Origin of the sequence: Achromobacter sp. 77, from assembly GCF_020541125.1 — a bacterium.
In the GTDB taxonomy this organism is placed as follows: Bacteria; Pseudomonadota; Gammaproteobacteria; order Burkholderiales; family Burkholderiaceae_B; genus Achromobacter; species Achromobacter mucicolens.
Genome location: NZ_CP059848.1, coordinates 5,064,274 through 5,080,997, shown reverse-complemented (window position 1 = coordinate 5,080,997; position 16,724 = coordinate 5,064,274). Strand labels below are relative to the sequence as shown.

General features: G+C 68.6%; 18 protein-coding genes. 8 read left to right on the top strand and 10 right to left on the bottom strand.

The genetic code is table 11. The features are described from left to right. Positions 1-3: 3 nt before the first annotated feature. The 3 genes from H4P35_RS23440 to H4P35_RS27195 all read right to left on the bottom strand — a co-directional run bounded on the left by H4P35_RS23440 (position 4) and on the right by H4P35_RS27195 (position 2,274). Positions 4-1,335, bottom strand: a complete 1,332-nt coding sequence (locus H4P35_RS23440) for a HAMP domain-containing sensor histidine kinase (RefSeq protein WP_226847170.1) — start codon at positions 1,333-1,335, stop codon at positions 4-6. Beyond that, positions 1,332-2,072 (bottom strand): response regulator, encoded by a 741-nt coding sequence (locus H4P35_RS23435; RefSeq protein ID WP_226847169.1) that lies wholly within the window; start codon positions 2,070-2,072, stop codon positions 1,332-1,334. Before H4P35_RS23435 ends, H4P35_RS23440 begins: the two co-directional genes overlap by 4 nt. A 70-nt stretch (positions 2,073-2,142) precedes the next feature. Continuing rightward, positions 2,143-2,274: a hypothetical protein gene (locus tag H4P35_RS27195; protein ID WP_255616198.1), complete on the bottom strand. Its 132-nt coding sequence runs from the start codon at positions 2,272-2,274 to the stop codon at positions 2,143-2,145. A 173-nt stretch (positions 2,275-2,447) separates the two neighbouring features. Here H4P35_RS27195 and H4P35_RS23430 point away from each other — a divergent pair, with 173 nt between their 5' ends. The 8 genes from H4P35_RS23430 to H4P35_RS23395 all read left to right on the top strand — a co-directional run bounded on the left by H4P35_RS23430 (position 2,448) and on the right by H4P35_RS23395 (position 8,639). After that, complete coding sequence (locus H4P35_RS23430) at positions 2,448-3,134, top strand: cytochrome c biogenesis CcdA family protein (RefSeq protein ID WP_056325945.1); 687 nt, start codon at positions 2,448-2,450, stop codon at positions 3,132-3,134. Between the two features lie 17 nt (positions 3,135-3,151). Continuing rightward, positions 3,152-3,670 (top strand): thioredoxin family protein, encoded by a 519-nt coding sequence (locus H4P35_RS23425; RefSeq protein ID WP_175234681.1) that lies wholly within the window; start codon positions 3,152-3,154, stop codon positions 3,668-3,670. 106 nt (positions 3,671-3,776) lie between these two features. Further along, entirely contained in the window at positions 3,777-4,757 is a 981-nt protein-coding gene (locus H4P35_RS23420) for a tripartite tricarboxylate transporter substrate binding protein (protein WP_056325121.1), read from the top strand. Positions 4,758-4,811: 54 nt separating this feature from the next. Next, positions 4,812-5,777: a tripartite tricarboxylate transporter substrate binding protein gene (locus H4P35_RS23415; RefSeq protein WP_226849530.1), complete on the top strand. Its 966-nt coding sequence runs from the start codon at positions 4,812-4,814 to the stop codon at positions 5,775-5,777. Between the two features lie 19 nt (positions 5,778-5,796). Beyond that, positions 5,797-6,441 carry a flavin reductase family protein gene (locus H4P35_RS23410; protein WP_226847168.1) on the top strand — a complete coding sequence of 215 codons (645 nt, stop codon included), beginning with the start codon at positions 5,797-5,799 and terminating at the stop codon, positions 6,439-6,441. A 38-nt stretch (positions 6,442-6,479) separates the two neighbouring features. Continuing rightward, complete coding sequence (locus H4P35_RS23405; protein ID WP_226847165.1) at positions 6,480-7,094, top strand: glutathione S-transferase family protein; 615 nt, start codon at positions 6,480-6,482, stop codon at positions 7,092-7,094. 13 nt (positions 7,095-7,107) lie between these two features. Then, a complete protein-coding gene (locus H4P35_RS23400; RefSeq protein ID WP_226847164.1) occupies positions 7,108-7,719 on the top strand; it encodes a carboxymuconolactone decarboxylase family protein in 612 nt (203 codons plus the stop codon). Further along, complete coding sequence (locus H4P35_RS23395; protein WP_226847163.1) at positions 7,716-8,639, top strand: amidohydrolase; 924 nt, start codon at positions 7,716-7,718, stop codon at positions 8,637-8,639. Before H4P35_RS23400 ends, H4P35_RS23395 begins: the two co-directional genes overlap by 4 nt. 66 nt (positions 8,640-8,705) lie before the next feature. Here the strand turns inward: H4P35_RS23395 and H4P35_RS23390 are convergent, their stop codons facing one another. The 7 genes from H4P35_RS23390 to H4P35_RS23360 all read right to left on the bottom strand — a co-directional run bounded on the left by H4P35_RS23390 (position 8,706) and on the right by H4P35_RS23360 (position 16,685). Then, positions 8,706-9,668, bottom strand: a complete 963-nt coding sequence (locus H4P35_RS23390) for a LysR family transcriptional regulator (RefSeq protein WP_108005945.1) — start codon at positions 9,666-9,668, stop codon at positions 8,706-8,708. Between the two features lie 69 nt (positions 9,669-9,737). Then, entirely contained in the window at positions 9,738-10,709 is a 972-nt protein-coding gene (locus H4P35_RS23385) for a tripartite tricarboxylate transporter substrate binding protein (protein WP_226847162.1), read from the bottom strand. Between the two features lie 46 nt (positions 10,710-10,755). Beyond that, a complete protein-coding gene (locus tag H4P35_RS23380; RefSeq protein WP_226847161.1) occupies positions 10,756-13,107 on the bottom strand; it encodes an acyl-CoA dehydrogenase in 2,352 nt (783 codons plus the stop codon). Then, complete coding sequence (locus tag H4P35_RS23375; protein WP_226847160.1) at positions 13,104-14,327, bottom strand: CaiB/BaiF CoA-transferase family protein; 1,224 nt, start codon at positions 14,325-14,327, stop codon at positions 13,104-13,106. Before H4P35_RS23375 ends, H4P35_RS23380 begins: the two co-directional genes overlap by 4 nt. 11 nt (positions 14,328-14,338) lie before the next feature. Next, positions 14,339-15,136: an enoyl-CoA hydratase/isomerase family protein gene (locus tag H4P35_RS23370; protein WP_370638942.1), complete on the bottom strand. Its 798-nt coding sequence runs from the start codon at positions 15,134-15,136 to the stop codon at positions 14,339-14,341. 18 nt (positions 15,137-15,154) lie between these two features. Further along, entirely contained in the window at positions 15,155-16,375 is a 1,221-nt protein-coding gene (locus tag H4P35_RS23365; RefSeq protein ID WP_226847159.1) for a CaiB/BaiF CoA-transferase family protein, read from the bottom strand. Positions 16,376-16,520: 145 nt separating this feature from the next. Continuing rightward, positions 16,521-16,685, bottom strand: a complete 165-nt coding sequence (locus H4P35_RS23360) for a hypothetical protein (protein ID WP_226847158.1) — start codon at positions 16,683-16,685, stop codon at positions 16,521-16,523. Between the last annotated feature and the right edge of the window lie 39 nt (positions 16,686-16,724).

The window sequence follows — 16,724 nt, the reverse complement described above, 5'->3', positions numbered from 1 at the left end:
CCGTCAATCCTTGGAAGGCAGCGGCGCGATGCGCACTTCGGCCGACAGGCCGCCGCCATCGCGGTTCGACAGGATCAGCGAGCCGCCAAGCGCCTGCGCCAACTGGTGCGCGATGGCCAGCCCCAGCCCGGTGCCGCCCGTGTCCCGGTTGCGGGAGCTTTCCAGGCGGTAAAAGGGTTGCAGCACGGCGTCCAGTTCCGCCGCCGGGATGCCCGGGCCGCGATCCAGCACAAGGATGGACAGGGTGGCGTCGTCCCGCGCGGCCACGCGCACCTCGGCCGCGCCCGCGAACTTGAGCGCATTGTCGATGAGATTGCCCAGGATGCGCCGCAGCGCATGCGGGCGCGTCATCAAGGGCGGGACGGAGTCGCTCAGAAGCGTCACGGCCTTGCCCGTGTCCTGGTAATCGCAGACCAGGCTATCCAAAAAAGCGTTCAGATCGATGCGGGCAGGCTGCTCGGCCTTGCCGTGCGCGCTGCGGGCGTAGTCGATGCCTTCGCGCACCAGCCGCTCGACTTCGTTCAGGTCCTGCGCCAGCTTGTCGCGGTCGGCGGACGGGTCCATGAATTCGGTGCGCAGTTTCATGCGGGTGATGGGCGTCTGCAGGTCGTGCGAGATGGCGCCCAGCATCTGCATGCGTTCGGCCAGATGCGCCGCGATGCGGTCCTGCATGGCGTTGAAGGCGACGGCAGCGTGGGCAACCTCGGCGGGGCCGGCCTCGTCGAGCAGCGGGCTTTTCTGGTCGGGGTCCAGTTCCTCGGCGGCGCGCGCCAGGCGCGTCAGCGGCCGCACGGCCAGACGCACCGCCAGCCAGGCGCAGCCGGCCAGCAGCAGCAGTTGCACGGCCAGCACGCCGAAGAGCCACGGCGCCGGTTGCATCCGCGACAGCTCGATATCCAGGATGGCGGGCTGTCCGTCGGTCAGCACGACCCGCGCCTGGATGTGGCGGGGGTCGTCCGCCATCGCGCGCACGGTGACGGGGCGCGCGGGGCCGAGCGCGGCCTCGATCGACTGGGCGGCGGTGCGCGCGGCATCCAGGGAGAGCGGCTGGTCGGCCTTGCCGTCGCCCAGCAGGTACTCACGGTTGTTGCTGGACAGGCGCGGCAGCCACGCCGGGCGCTCGGCGGCGGGCAGGCGGTCCAGGATGTCCATGGCGATGGCGACGTCGCGCTCCAGGTCGCCCAGCATCATGTTGCGGGTGGCGCTGTAGCGCTCGTAGAACAGCGAGGCGAACGACAGCCCGTAGGCCAGGACAAGCCCCGCGACAAAGATCAGGAACAGCCGCACGACAAGCGTGCGGGGCCAGGCGTGCCGGCGCGCGGACGTGCCGGTCACGGTTCGCCTTCCGAGACCTCGACCGCGGCGGAAAACACGTAGCCTTCGCTGCGCACGGTCTTGATGTACCGGGGTTCGCGGGCGTCTTCACGCAGGCGCTGGCGCAGGCGGCTGACCAGGAGGTCGATCGAGCGCCCGAAGAAGTCGGCGTCGCGGCCCTGCGTCAGGTTAAGCAGCTGGTCGCGGTTCAGCACGCGCTGGGGGTGGTCCAGGAAGACGCGCAGCAGCCGGTATTCCGCGCCGCTGAGCGCCACGATGGTGCCGTCGGTGTCCAGCAGATGGCGCGCCGTGGTGTCCAGCCGCCAGTCGCCGAAGGCGATCTCGCGGCTCGGCTCGGTCACCTGGAAGTTGGGCGGCAGCATCCGGGTGCGGCGCAGGATGGCCTTGATGCGCGCCAGAAGCTCGCGCGCCACGAAGGGCTTGACCAGGTAGTCGTCCGCGCCCATCTCCAGACCCAGCACGCGGTCCATGTCGTCGCTGCGCGCCGTCAGCATCAGGATCGGAATGCGGCGGTGCTTGCCGCTGCGCAGTTCGCGGCACAGCACCAGGCCGTCGTCGCCGGGCATCATGATGTCCAGCACGATCAGGTCGACCGTCAGGCTGTCCAGCAGCGACCGCATCTGCCGCCCGTCGGCCGCCAGCGTGACCGTCAGGCCGTTCTTGCGCAGAAAGCCGCCGGCCAGTTCGCGAATCTCCCGATCGTCGTCCACGATCATGACGTGGTCTGTGTGGTCCATTTGCGGATGCCTTCTTGGTGGGTGAGGGCGGCGCGCGCTGCGCGCCGAGGGGTTCAGGAATTCTATCGGCCTAGCGTTCGCCCGGGGGCAGGGGATCGCGGCGCGGACGGCTGTTGGAAATGAGCTGGCATTGGAAGGGCTTGGCGGCCTCGGCGGTAAAGCCGCCAAAGAGCAGCAGCAGGACGGCAAGCAGGCGTTTCATGAGGGGCTCCGGTGCGGGGTGTGAACGGGTTATAGCGCCGGGCCGCTCGCGGAGTGTGTCGTACTGTATACGCCCGGGCGGCGGATACACGCGCTTGAAAAAATCCGCCGATCCGGCACAAGCCGGATACGTGCGGCGGGTGCAATGGGGTCACTTTCCCAAGGACGACCCCCATGGACCTCATCAATACTCCCATCGCGTTGCTTGCCGGCATGCTGACCATTGCGTCGCCCTGCGTGCTGCCTCTGTTGCCCGTGCTGCTGGGCACCTCGCTGGAACGGTCCGGCCGCCTGCGTCCCTTGTTTGTCGTGTCCGGCTTCGTGCTGGCCTTTGCGGGCCTGGGCATCGCGCTCAGCCTGATTTCCAACCTGAATGAACACGTGCACGAGGCCGTGCGCTCGACCTCGATCGTCCTGTTGGCGCTGTTCGGTCTGGCGCGGATCTGGCCCGGCCCTTACGACCGCCTGATCGCCCGCATCGGCGGCCCGCTCCAGCGCCTGTCCGCGGCGGGCGGCACGGGCAGCGGCAATGCAGGCGGCTTCGTGCTGGGCCTGTCCCTGGGCGCCGTATGGACGCCGTGCGCAGGCCCCGTGCTGGCTTCCATTCTGGTGCTGGCGGCCAAGGCGCAGGATCTGGTGCAGTCCAGCACGTTGCTGCTGGTGTTCGCCATCGGCGCGGGCGTGCCCATGCTGGTGATCGCCTACGGCGGGCAGGCCATCGCCACCCGCGTGCGTGGCCTGTCGCGCTACACGCACCGGTTGCAGCAAGGCTTCGGCGTGCTGCTGGTCCTGACCGCCATCGCCATCTACTTCCAGTACGACGTCCTGGCCTACGCCTGGATCACCAACCTTTTCGCCTGACCTTCAAGGAGTTCGCCATGTTTGCCATGTTCAAGAAGATAGCCCTGGGCGCGCTGATTGCCGCCTCTCTTATGCAAGGCGCCGCGCAGGCCGCGCCGGCGCAGGCCCCGGAATTCACGGGAATCGAAAAATGGCTCAACAGCGAGCCGCTGACCATGGAATCGCTGCGCGGCAAGGTCGTGCTGGTGGATTTCTGGACGTACACCTGCATCAACTGCATCCGCACGCTGCCGTACGTCACGAGCTGGCACCAGAAGTACAAGGACCAGGGCCTGGTCGTCGTGGGCGTGCACACGCCGGAGTTTCCGTTCGAGCGATCCACGCCCAATGTCGAAAAGGCGCTGCAACGCTTCGGCATCACCTATCCGGTGGCGCAGGACAACCGCTACGCCACCTGGACCGCCTATCGCAACCAGTACTGGCCCGCGGCCTACCTGATCGACAAGCAAGGCAAGGTGGTCTACACCCACTTCGGCGAGGGCCGGTACAAGGAAACCGAGGCCGAGATCCAGCGGCTGCTGGCCCAACCCGGCTGAGCCGGGGCCAGACCCCGCGCAAACCAGATATGCGATCCCGCGCATAGCCCCGGCCCGGTCCGGCGCCTACCATGCTGCAAACACAAGAACGAAGTTTGGAGACAGCATGAAAATCGCAAGTGCGCTGACCGCGGCCGGGCTTTGCCTTGGCATGGGGCTGATTTCCGCGGCGGGTGCCGCGTCCACCTATCCCGACCGGCCCGTGCGGCTGGTCGTTCCGTTTCCGGCGGGCGGGGCCACCGACCTGATGGCCCGCGCCCTGGCGCAGGGGCTGGGCGAAAAACTGGGCCAATCCGTCGTGGTGGAGAACCGGGGCGGCGCCGGCGGTGCGATTGGCGCCGAGGCGGTGGCCAACGCCGCGCCGGACGGCTACACCTTGCTGTACTCGACCATGGGTGTGCTGACGATCAACCCCACGCTGTACGCCAAGCTGCGCTACGACCCGCAGAAGAGCTTTGCGCCGATCGCGATGACCAACCTGACCGCAAACTTGCTTGTGGTGAACCCGGCGCTGCAGGTGAACTCGGTCGCGGAGCTTGCGGAGCTGGCCCGCAAAAAGCCGGGCGAGCTGACCTTCAGTTCCTCGGGCAGCGGCACCACCAGCCATCTGTCGGGCGAGATGTTCAAGTCCACGGCTGGCGTGGATATCCGCCACATCCCGTACAAGGGCACGTCTGGGGCGATCAACGACTTCATGGCCGGACGCATCTCGATGATGATCGACACCTCGTCCAACTTTGTCGAACAGGTCAAGCAGGGCAAGGTCAAGGCGTTGGGCGTGACCAGCCGCCAGCGTCTGGCGGCGTTGCCCGACGTGCCCGCCATCTCGGAGTCGCCGGGCTTCGAATCCTTCGAAGTCAGCTTGTGGTCAGGCGTGCTGGCGCCCGCGGGCACGCCGCGCCCGATCATCGACCGGCTGAATGCGGACATCAAAAGCGTGATGCTGGCGCCGCAGATGGTCGAGCGCATGGCCGGATACGGCATCCAGACAACCTACAGCACGCCCGAGGCGTTTGCCGAACGCATCCGCGCCGATACGCAGAAATGGGCGCGGATCATCGAGGCCTCCGGCGCACGCGCCGACTGAGCGCCAGCCCGTCTCGCCATCACCGCTTTCACGCAAGGACCTGCCATGCCCTCGATGCTTCGAATCCTGCTGACGGCGGCGGCCGCGCTGTCCGTCGTCTCGCTGTCCGCGCCGGCCGCGGCGGCTTATCCCGACCACCCCATCACGCTCATCAATCCTTACGCCGCCGGCGGTCCGGCCGACGTGGTGGCGCGCAGCCTGGCGCGCGCCCTGGAAAAGCGGCTGGGCCAGCCCGTCGTGGTCGAGAACAAGCCGGGCGGGGGCGCGTCCATCGGCACGGGCTTCGTGGCCCGCGCCAAGCCTGACGGCTACACGCTGCTGCTCGGCACCTCGGCCGGCCACGTGGTGACGCCGCTGATGCAGAAGACCACGTACGACGGCATCCAGGCGTTCGAATTCTGTTCGGTGGTGGCGGTGCAGCCCATCATGCTGGTCGTCAACCCGTCGCGCGGCATCAAGACGGTGCAGGCGCTGATCGCCCGCGCCAAGGCCGAACCCGGCAAGCTCAGTTATGGCTCGGCCGGCGTGGGCGGCGCCACGCACCTGGGCGCCGAACTGTTCCAGCAGGCCGCGCACGTGCAGCTCAATCACATTCCCTATGCGGGCGCGTCGCCGGCGATCAATGACGCCGTGGGCGGACAGATCGACCTGGCCATGCTGAACCTGTCGGCCAGCCTGCCGTTCATCCGCCAGGGCCGGCTGGTGCCGCTGGCGTACGCGGCCAGCGAGCGCTCGCCGCTGCTGCCCGATGTGCCGACGCTGGATGAGGCCGGAGTGCCGGGCGCGCAGGCCGCTACGTGGTACAGCCTGGCTGCGCCCGCGGGCACCCCCCCGGACATCGTGCAGACGCTGAGCGATACCGTCCGGCGCGTGAACGACGATCCCGACTACCGCCGCGTGATGCAGGATCAGGCGATATCGTTGATGGCGTTGTCGCCCCAGGACGCCGGCGCTTATGTCCGCAAGGACCGCGCAGACATGCAGCGGCTGCTCGGCACGCTGGGGCTGCTGGCCAAATGACGATCAACCCTCCCGCGCCATGAACTTCGATTTCAGCAAACTGGCCTCGGCCGACGCCTTCAAGCTGCTTTCCAGCGTGGTCGTGCCGCGGCCCATCGCCTGGGTGGTCAGCCAGTCGCCGCAAGGCGCGCGCAACGCCGCGCCGTTCTCGTTCTTTAACGTGGTCAGCAGCGATCCGCCCATCGTCGCGCTGGGCATCGGCCCGCGCGGCGGCCAGTTGAAGGACACCTCGCGCAACATCCTGCAGACCGGGCAGTTCGTGATCAACCTGGTGTCGGCGGAGCTGGTCGAGCAGATGAACCACACCAGCCTGGACTACGACGCCGGCATCGATGAACTGGTGCGCGCCGGCCTGTCCACTGAGCCGTCCCTGATCGTGGCGCCGCCGCGCATCGCGCAAAGTCCCGCGGCGCTGGAGTGCGAGGTCTGGCAGGTGCTGGATGCGGCGCCGCAGCGCGTGATCGTACTGGCGCGCGTGGTGGCGCTGTACCTGCGCGACGACGCCTTGCTCAACGCCGAAAAATTCTACGTGGACACGCCCGCGCTGCGCCTTCTGGGCCGCATGCACGGCGCGGGCTGGTACGCGCACACCAGCGATCTCTTTCAGATGCGCACGCCCGACGCGGCCAACGATCCCGCCGTGCGGCCCGCGCAGGGGCATTGAATGCCCGAGAAGACCTTGAACCCTTTTGGAGCCTGTCGATGAAACTGCATTGGTCGCCGCGATCGCCCTTCGTGCGCAAGGTGATGATCGTCATTCACGAGGCCGGCATCGAGGACCGCGTGACGCTCGTGCGCACGCCGGTCGCGATGGACAAGCCCAACCTGGACCTGGTGCCCGACAATCCGCTCATCAAGTTGCCGACGCTGGTGCTGGACGATGGCCAGCCGCTGTACGACTCGCGCGTGATCTGCGCCTACCTGGACGCGCTGACGGGCTGCGGCCTGTTGCCGGCCGACCCGCAGGCGCGCCTGACCGCCGAACGCCGCCAGGCGCTGGGCGATGGCTTTCTGGACGCGCTGCTGCTGTTCCGCCAGGAACGCAACAAGCCCCAGGCGCGGCAGACGCCCGCGTGGCTGGACGCCTTTGCGCTCAAGACCCGGGCGGTGCTGTCCGCGCTGGAGGCCGAAGCGCCCGCGCTGCAGGCAAGCCGCTTCGACCTGGGCCTGATCGCCATCGGCTGCGCGCTGTCGTACATGGACTATCGTTTCCCGGATATCGCCTGGCGCGACGGCCACCCGGCGCTGGCGGCCTGGCACGCGCGGTTTGCCGCGCGCCCGTCCGTGATGCGCACGCAGCCCGACGAAACCCCGTAACGAGAGGACGAAGATGAGCCGTATCCCGCTGCCCACGCCAGACACCATGACCGACGACCAGAAGCGCGTGTACGAGAAGATCGTCTCCGGTCCGCGCGGACGCCTTGTCGGCCCCTTGCGCGCCGCGCTGCACAGCCCGGAACTGGCCGAGCGCTGGCAGGCGCTGGGCGCGTTGCTGCGCTTTGGCACCAGCCTGGCGCCGCGCGTCAGCGAACTGGCCATTGTGGTGACGGCGCGCCGCTGGAACAGCCAGATCGAATGGCACATCCATGCGCAGGCGGCGCGCGCCGCCGGTATCTCGGACGCCGTGCTGGACGCGATCCAGGCCCGCGAAACGCCCGTGTTCGACAACGCCGACGACGCGGTGGTCTACGAGTTTGCGCGGCAGATCCAGGAGACCGGTCAGGTCGCCCCCGACCTGTATGCGCAGGCCGTCGCGCGGTGGGACGCCGTGGGCGTGGTGGAACTGACCGCCGTGATCGGCTACTACACGATGGTGTCCATGACGCTGAACGCGCACGAGATCCCGATGCCCGACGACGCGCCGCCGCCGCTGGATACGCCGCGCCAAGCGGGCGCGCCGGTGCTGAGCCGGCTTGCGCCCCTGACCGGGAGCCAGCCATGAGCGCCGCCGCAAATCCCGCCGCAGGCGGGCAGGCCCGCGCCTATGTGCCGGACAGCGTGGAAACGCCCCGCATGCCGGTGACGCCGCGCCACGCCCTGCCGGCGGGCGCGTGCGACACGCATTGCCATGTCTTTGGTCCCTACGACCGTTTTCCCCTGCAGCATCCCTCGTCCTACGCCGCGCCGGACGCGCCGGCGTCGCGCTATCTGCGCATGCTGGACACGCTGGGCGCATCGCGCGGGGTGCTGGTGCAGCCGGCGCCCTATGGCACGAACCCGGATGCCTTGCTGGACTCGCTGCGCGAAGGCGCAGGCCGCCTGCGCGGGATCGCGGTGGCGGATCCGTCCGTCACGGACGCACAGCTGCAAGCCTTGCATGACGGCGGCGTGCGCGGCCTGCGCTTCGTCGAGGCGCGCGACCCCGCGGGAAACCTGTTTCCCGGCAGCGTGGGATTCGATCAGGTCGCGGCGCTTGCGCCGCGTATGAAGCAGTTTGGCCTGCACGCGCAGCTGTGGGCGCCGTGCGATACCTATTTGCGCCATCTGCCCGAGCTGGCAAAGCTGGACTTGCCGCTGGTCATCGACCACCTGGGCAGCCTGGTCCCGGCGCGGGGCGAGGCCGATCCGGTGTTCCAGCTGCTGCGCGGGCTGCTGGCCGACGGCAGGATCTGGATGAAGCTGACGGTGTGCCGGGTGGGGGCCGCGCCCGATTATGAAAACGCGCGCTTCATCCACGATGCCTTCACTGCCGCCAATCCGGATCAGGTGCTGTGGGGATCGGACTGGCCCTTCGTGCGCATGGGGGCGGCGGCGCCGTCGGCCGACGCGCTGGTGGACCTGGCGCACGATTGGCTGGGTAATGACGCGCTGCGCAGGCAGGTCTGGGTGGACAACCCCGAGCGTCTGTACGGCTTTGCATAAATACAAGCGGGGGCGCGCTGAGCCCCCGCGCTGAACCCGCACCCTGAACCCACTGGTGGACGCCGCTTACGGGCTGGCGTGCCAGACGCCTTCGCCGCCGATCTCGCGCACCAGCGCCTCGATCTGCGTGGCAACTTCCGTGACCGTGCGTCCGGGACCCTTCGAGCGCGAGAACGCCATCGAGATGATGCGGCTCATCGTGGGATCGCGCAGCGCGGCGATGCTCAGGCGTCCCTCCTGCACTTCCTGCCAGACGGCGTGCAGCGGCAGCACGGTGTACATCTTCTCGTGTTCGACGATGGACTTCATGAGCGGAAGCGAGTCGGCCTCGATCAGGGGCGCGATGGTGATCTTGCGCGCCCGCGCCAGGCCGTCCAGCGCGTTGCGCAGGCCATTGGGCGCGCCGGGCAGGATGAACGGCAGTCCGTCCAGTTGATCGAAGGTGACCTCGCCGGCGTGCGTGCGCGCGTCGCCCGCCGCGCCGACCAGGTAAGAGTCCACGGACGCCAACGCCTGCTCGCCGGGCGGGCATTTGTCGCCGTAGCGGTACAGGATGGCGATGTCCACGCGGCTGTCGGTCAGCCATTCCTCGATCTGGCCGCTGGAGCCTTCCAGAATCTTCAGATGCACCTTGGGAAACTGCTGGCGCAGCCGCGAAAACAGCCGGCGGATAAGCGGGTGCGCGGTCGATGGCAACAGGCCCAGCGTGACCTCGCCGGCAGGTTCGCGGGCCTCGCCGTTCAGTTCCAGTTCAAGCCGTTCGGCGTCGCCCAGCAGCGTTTGCACCAGCGGGAACAGGCGCTCGCCCACTTCCGACAGGTTCACGCCGCGCCCGGTGCGGTTGAAGAGCCGCGCATTGCACTCGCGCTCGAGCGCATTGATGCGGCGGCTCAGCACCGACTGGTCCTGGTCCAGGTACAGCGCCGCGCGCGTGATGCTGCCCAGTTCCGCGATGGCCAGGAAGGCCCGCCATTTATGAAGGTCGGCGGTCAGGTCCAGGCTCAGGCCCGTGGCTTTTGCTGATGGCATGGTCGATGGCGCAGGTCGGCAGTCGTGGGAGTCGGCATAAGCGTACGGCAAAAGCGCAGGGGCATGGCGTTATTGCAGGCCCAGCTTGCCGCGCTTGATGACCTCGCCCCACTTCTTCGATTCTGTCTCCATCAGCGTGCGGTAGGCGTCGGGCGTGGTCGCGAGGGGGATGGCGCCCTGGTCGATCATCTTCTGCCGCAGGACCGGGTCGGCCAGGGATTTTGCAATCGCGTCGGACATCTTGTCGACGATGTCCTTGGGCGTGCCGGTGGGCGCGATGACGCCGTAGTTGGATTCCACGATGATGCCGGGAAAGCCGGCCTCCTTGGTGGTGGGTACGTCGGGCAGGCCCTCGAAGCGTTCCGGGCTGGCCACGGCCAGCGCGCGCAGCTTGCCCGCCTTGATGAAGCCCAGCGCGGCCGAGGCATCGCCGGGGAACATCTGCACCTCGTTGGACAGCAGCGCGGTCACCGCGGGCGCGGCGCCTTTGTAGGGCACGTGCATGATGTCGATGCCGGTCTGCTGCTTGAGCAGTTCGCCGCCCAGGTGCGGGGTGGTGACATTGCCGGCCGAGCCGTAGTTGTATTTGCCGGGGTGCTTTTTGGCGCTGTCGACAAAGGCGGCCAGGGTGGTATCCGGCAACGACGGGTTGACCATGATGACCTGCGGAATGCGCGCGACCAGCGACACGTACTGGATCTTGGACACGTCGTACGGCACCTTCATGACGTGGGGCAGTCCGGTGATGGCGCCCGGCACGCCAAAGCCGAACGTGTTGCCGTCGGGCGTGGCGCGCACGGTGGCGTCCACGCCGATGGTGCCGCTGGCGCCGGCCTTGTTCTCGATCACGATGGTCTGGCCCAGGCGCTCGCCCAGCGACGGCGCAAGCAGGCGCGCCAGGTTGTCCACCGAGCCGCCGGGCGGGTAGGGCACGATCAGCCGGATCGGCTGGCTTGGCCACGGTTGGGCCGCGTGGGCGGCGGGCGCGGCGGCGCCGCCCAGGATCATTGCCGCCACCGCCAGTACGGTTGCTTTTTTCATGTGTCTCTCTCCGGTTGCGCCGGCTCGGGCCGGCGCGTTGTCATTGTCAGGCGCCTTGCAGGCCCAGAACCTGTTTGGCGTAGATGTTGCGCTGGATCTCGTTGGTGCCGCTGAAGATGGTGGCCGCGAGCGCATTGACGTAGGGCGCCAGCGCCTGCACGCCGCCATTGCCATAGCCCAGGCGCATCGCCGCGCCGCCGTATTCCTCGGCGATCTGGATCAGCAGGGCGCCCAGCCGCTCGTGCGTCTCGGTGGCCCAGATCTTGAGCAGCGACAGTTCCGGCGGCAGCGGGCGGCCGGCCTTGGCCATGTCCGCAAACACGCGGTACATCGCGGTCAGGTCGGCGCTGTCCAGCCGCAACTCGGCCAGCCGGTCGGTGAACGCCGGATCGGCCAGCAGGCCGCGCTGGCGCGCCAGGCTGAAGATCTGCTGCAGGGCGTGGCTGGCGTGCTTGGGGCTGCCGCTGAACAGGCGCTCAAACCCCAGCAGCGCCTTGGCGATGCCCCAGCCCGCGTTCAGTTCGCCGACCACATTGCCGCGCGGCACGCGGACCTGGTCGAAGAAGACCTCGCAGAACTCCTCGTGGCCCGACAGCGTGCGGATCGGCCGGCGGCTGACGCCCGGACTATTCAGGTCCACCAGCAGGAAGCTGATGCCGGCCTGTTTCTTCACGGTCTTGTCGGTGCGCACCAGCATGAACATGTGCGTCGCGTCCTGCGCCAGCGTGGACCAGGTCTTCTGGCCGGTGACCACCAGCTCGTCGCCGTCGATCACCGCCTCGCAGCGCAGCGAGGCCAGGTCCGATCCGGCGTCCGGTTCGGAGTAGCCCTGCGCCCACACCGCCTCGCCGGACAGGATGCCCGGCAGAAACCGCGCGCGCTGCGCGTCGGTGCCGTAGCGGATGAGGATGGGGCCCAGCATGACCAGGCCCTGGTCCGGCGCGCGCGCCACGCCGTAGCGTTCGGCTTCTTCGATAAACGCGATCTGCCGGGCGGGCGACAGCGCCATGCCGCCATGCTCGCGCGGCCACGACGGCGCAATCCACCCTTGCCGCGACAAGGTGAAGTACCACGCCTTGATCTCGTCCCAATGCAGCCGCCACGGCACGTGCCGCAGATGATCGGGGTAATGCGCGCGAAAGAACCGGCGCAGCAGCTTGCGGAACGCCGCTTCCGGCATGGCGTTCCAGTCTGCGTCGCGCGGGAACTCGGTGGCGTCGTTGCCGTCGGCGGCTTCCTCAGCCGTATCGTCCGTCTCCGGTGCCGGGTCGGCCGCCAGCACGCCATAACGCTGGCGATGCGCCGTGGCGTTGCCCAGCCAGGCGGCCAGGTGCAGGGCGCTGCGGAAATACAGGCTGACGTCGCATTCGTCGGTGTAGCCGATGGCGCCATGCAGCTGGATGGCCAGCCGCGCCGCGTCGACGCCGGCGCGTGCGGCGCGGGCCTTTACCCGGCTGGCCGCCGCCTTGCGCGCCTTGACGTCGCCCGGCGCCGCGGCAATGGCGTTCAGCGCGTCCAGCAGGCTGTTGGACGCCAGCTCGACCTGCAGGGTCGCGTCCACCAGACGGTGCTGCAGCGCCTGGAACGACGAGAGCGTCTGGCCGAACTGCTTGCGCGTGTTCAGGTAGGCCACCGAATCGGCCAGCACCTGCCGCGCGATGCCCACGAGTTCCGCGGACTGCATCAGGCGGCCGTAGTCCAGCGCCTCGTCAACCGCGTCCAGCACGCCCTCGCGCGCCAGCAGCGCCTCGCCGCCAACCACCGCGGACTCGATCGTCAGATGGCAGGCCGGCGAGCCGTCCGCGCGTTCGTGCGTCTGCACCGTGACGCCGGGCGTGCCGGCGGGCAGATGGAAGAGCGCAGACCCGGTTTCGCCATCGGCCGTGACAAGCCAGCCGTCCACGTCCGCGCCGGGGACGACGTGGCGCTTTTCGCCGTTCAGCACATAGGCGCCTTCGCGCGCGGTGAACGTGACGCCGAACGCCCCGGCGGATTCGCCGGCCTCAAGCTGCCCTTCGGTTTCCTGCCAGGCGAGGCCCACCACTTTTTCACCGGCGCACAAGGCTTGCAGCATCGCGTCCCGAATGGCGGCATCGCCCGCCGGGGTGATGCGCGCCAACAGCGCCGTGCTGAGCACGCCCGCCCCGACGAGGGGCTCGGGCAATTGGGCGCGGCCCGCTTCCTCCAGCACGGCGGCCATGGCGTGCCAGCCCAGTCCCAGACCGCCCAGCGCTTCGGGCACGCTCATGCCCAGCCAGCCGACGGCGGCTATTTCCTGCCAGTACGCGCGGTCGCCGCCCGGGGTGCGGCGCTTGCGTTGCCGCTGGTCGCGGCGCTGCAGAAAGTCGCGCGCGCTGTCGCGGATTTCCTCGATCAGTTCGTGGTCGGCGGCGCTCATACGATGCCCTCGGCGTGCAGCTGCGCGATCGCCGCGTCGGTCAGGCCCAGCTCTGCGCGCAGGACGTCGGCCGTGTGCTCGCCCAGCATGGGGGGCGGCAATCCCAGTGCGATGGGCGTGCCGGAAAAATGAATGGGATTGCGCACAACCGGCATGCTGCCCAGCGCCGGATGCGTCACGCTGCCCAGCACTTGGCGATGCCGCACCTGCGGATCCTCGAACACCTGATCCATGGTGTAGATCGGCCCGCAGGGCACATTGGCGGCTGCCAGCGCCTGGTTCCAGTCCGCCACCGTGCGCGTCAGCATCGCCGGCTCGATCTGGCGGGACAGATCGGCCTGCGCCGCGGCGCGCTTGGGGTTGGTGTCAAAGCGCGGATCGGCGGCCAGGTCGGGCAGGCCGATCACGTTGCAGAAGCTGCGGAACTGCGAGTCGTTGCCCACCGCCACCATCAGGTGCCCATCGCGGCACTCGAAGGCGCGGAACGGCGCGGTGATCTGCGAGGCCGATCCCATGCGGGCGGGCAGCTGGCCGCTGGCCAGGTAGTTCATGCCGATGTGCGAGATGGCCGCGATCTGCGCGTCCAGCAGCGCCAGGTCGATGTGCTGGCCCACGCCGGAGATCTGGTCGCGGTGCCGCAGCGCGGCAAGAATGGCCGCCACCGCATAAAAACCCGCGGTCAGGTCCGACACGGAATAGCCCGCCTTGACCGGTCCCGCCCCGGGCTCGCCGTCCGGCACGCCGGTCACGCTCATCAGGCCGCTCATGGACTGAAAGATCGGATCGTAGCCCGGCAGATGGCTGTAGGGCCCGGTCTGGCCGAAGCCGGTGATCGAGCAATACACCAGCCGCGGATTCACTTCCGACAGCGAAGCATAGTCCAGCCCGTAGCGCTTCAGGTCGCCCGCCTTGAAGTTCTCGATGACGATGTCGGCCTTCTGCGCAAGCTGGCGCACCAGCGCCTGGCCTTCGGGGCGCGAGATATCGAGCGTCACGGATTTCTTGCCGCGGTTCATCGCGACGAACGAAGAGGTCTCCCGGCTGGGCTTGCCGTCGCGGTCCGGCATGGGATAGCCCTGGTGCCGCACGTCGTCGCCGCGTCCGGGGCGCTCCACCTTGATGACCTCGGCGCCGAAGTCGGCCAGCATCTGCGCGGCCCACGGCCCGGAAAACACGCGGCTCAGGTCCAGGACCTTCACGCCTTCCAATGCACTGGTCATGGCTGCTCCCGTTATTTGCCCTGGAACACCGGCGCGCGCTTTTCCAGGAAGGCGCGGCGCGCCTCCTGCGCGTCCTCGGTCTTGGCGATGGCCGCCGTCATGTCCTGTTCGTAGCGGTAGCCGTCGCGCAGGCTCATGTCTTCGATGGCGTTGAGCGTCTGCTTGGCCAGCACGGACGCCAGCGGGCTCTTGCTGGCCAGCTCGCGCGCCAGTTCCATTGCGCGGTCCATCAGTGCCTCGGCGGGGACGCTGGCCTCGACGATGCCCAGCCGGTAGAGTTCGTCGCCGTCGACGCGCAGACCCGTCAGCATCATGCGGCGCAGACGCGAATGGCCAAAGAGCCGCATGCCGTGGCGGCCGCCGCCCAGCAGCCCGACGTTGATTTCCGGCAGGCCCACGACCGCGGTGGAGGCGGCGATCAGGATGTCGCACGAGGCCACGATGGCCAGGCCCGCGCCCAGTGCCGCGCCGTTGATCGCGCCCACCACCGGCTTGGCGCACTCGCGGATCGCATGAAAGCATTCCCGCGTGCGGCGCGAGTGTTGCGGCAGGTCGCCCGGCCCCTTGATGGTGGCCGCGCGGTTCTTCAGGTCGGCGCCCGCGCAGAACGTCTTGCCCTGGCCCGACAGCACCACTGCGCGCACCTCAGGCGTTTCCGAAATGCGGTCCAGCACCCAGGACAGCTCGTTCATCATCTCGGTGCTGAGCGCGTTGACGGGCGGGTTGGACAGCAGGATGGTGGCAACGCCGTCGGTGATCGCGACGTCCAGCGCCGTGTACGGCCCGGCCAGGTTCTCCGGCATGCTCATGTCTCTCTCCTTTGTTGTTCAGATGATCTTGCGGTCGCGATAGTCCTGGATCTGCTCGGCGGACAGGCCCAGCTCGGCCAGCACGTCGGCGGTGTGCTGGCCCAGCAGCGGCGGCGCGGCATCGGCGCGCAGCGCCGAGCTGCCGAATCGCAGCGGGTTCATCACCTGCGGCACCGAGCCGGCGGCCGGATGCGGCAGGCGGCGCAGCATGCCGCGGTGCACGACCTGCGGGTCTTCGAAGACCTCGGGCACGGTATTGATCGACCCCGCCGGCACGCCCGCTTTTTTCAGCGCGGCCAGCCAATGGGCGCGCGGCTGGGTAGCAAAGATGGCGTCCAGCACGGGATCCAGCGTGTCCTGATTGCGCACGCGCTGACTGTTGGTGATGTAGCGCGGGTCGTGCGCCAGTTCGGGCTTGCCCAGCATCTCGCACAGCGTGGCGAACTGCCCGTCGTTGCCCACCACGATGACGATGTCGCCGTCGGCGCAGGCAAACGTGCGTTGCGGCTGGATGTTCGGGTGCGCGGTGCCCGTGCGGCGCGGCACCTTGTTGCCCAGCAGGAAGTTCATCGCCTGGTTGGCCAGCAGGCCCACCTGCACGTCCAGCATGGCGACGTCGATGTACTCGCCCTTGCCAGTCTGCGCGCGGCGCAACAGCGCGGCCACGATGCCCAGCGCGGCGTACACGCCGGTGGTCAGGTCCACGATCGGCACGCCCACCTTCTGGGGACCGCCGCCGGGGCGGTCGTCGCGTTCGCCCGTGACGCTCATCAGGCCGCCCATTGCCTGGATCAGGAAGTCGTAGGCGGGTTCGGCGGCGCGCGGTCCGGTCTGGCCGAAGCCGGTGACCGAGCAGTACACCAGGCGCGGATTGATCTTGGACAGCGACTCATAGTCCAGCCCCATGCGCGCCAGCGTGCCGACCTTGTAGTTCTCCAGCACCACGTCCGCGTCGCGGCACAGGTCCTTGACCAGCGCCTGGCCCTCGGGCGTCTGCAGGTCCAGCGTGATGGAGCGCTTGCCGCGGTTGGTGGCAATGAAATAGGCGCCGTCCCGGGTGTCCTGGCCGTCTTCATCCTTCAGGAACGGCGGGCCCCAGGTGCGCGTGTCGTCGCCCTGGCCTGGCCGCTCGACCTTGATGACGTCAGCGCCCAGGTCGGCCAGGATCTGGCTGGCCCACGGACCGGCCAGGATGCGGCTCAGGTCCAGCACTTTGAGATTCGATAACAGCGGCTGCAAAGCCTTCTCCTTGACTGCGGTATGTGCAGGCAGTCTAGGAGTTGGCGGGCGCCGCGGGAGGGGCCCGCGGGCGCAAAGCTGTTATGCGGTTCGGGCCGTCACAGCGGCGGCAGGGTGTCCTGCACGCCGGGCGGGTGCGGCGGCGTCAGCGGCCGGTATCGGGATAGTTTGGCCCCGCGTCACGGAAGCCGCCGGTGCTGTAGGGATTGACCGCGCCGGGGTGGGGCGGTCCGCCGGGGCCAGTGCCGCAGCCGGCAAGGAGCAGTGCGGCGGCAACGAGAGAAAGCAGGCGCGTCGGGAAGGATTTCATAAAGGTCTCCTGCGGCTGCCCCTCAGCAGGCGCGTTACT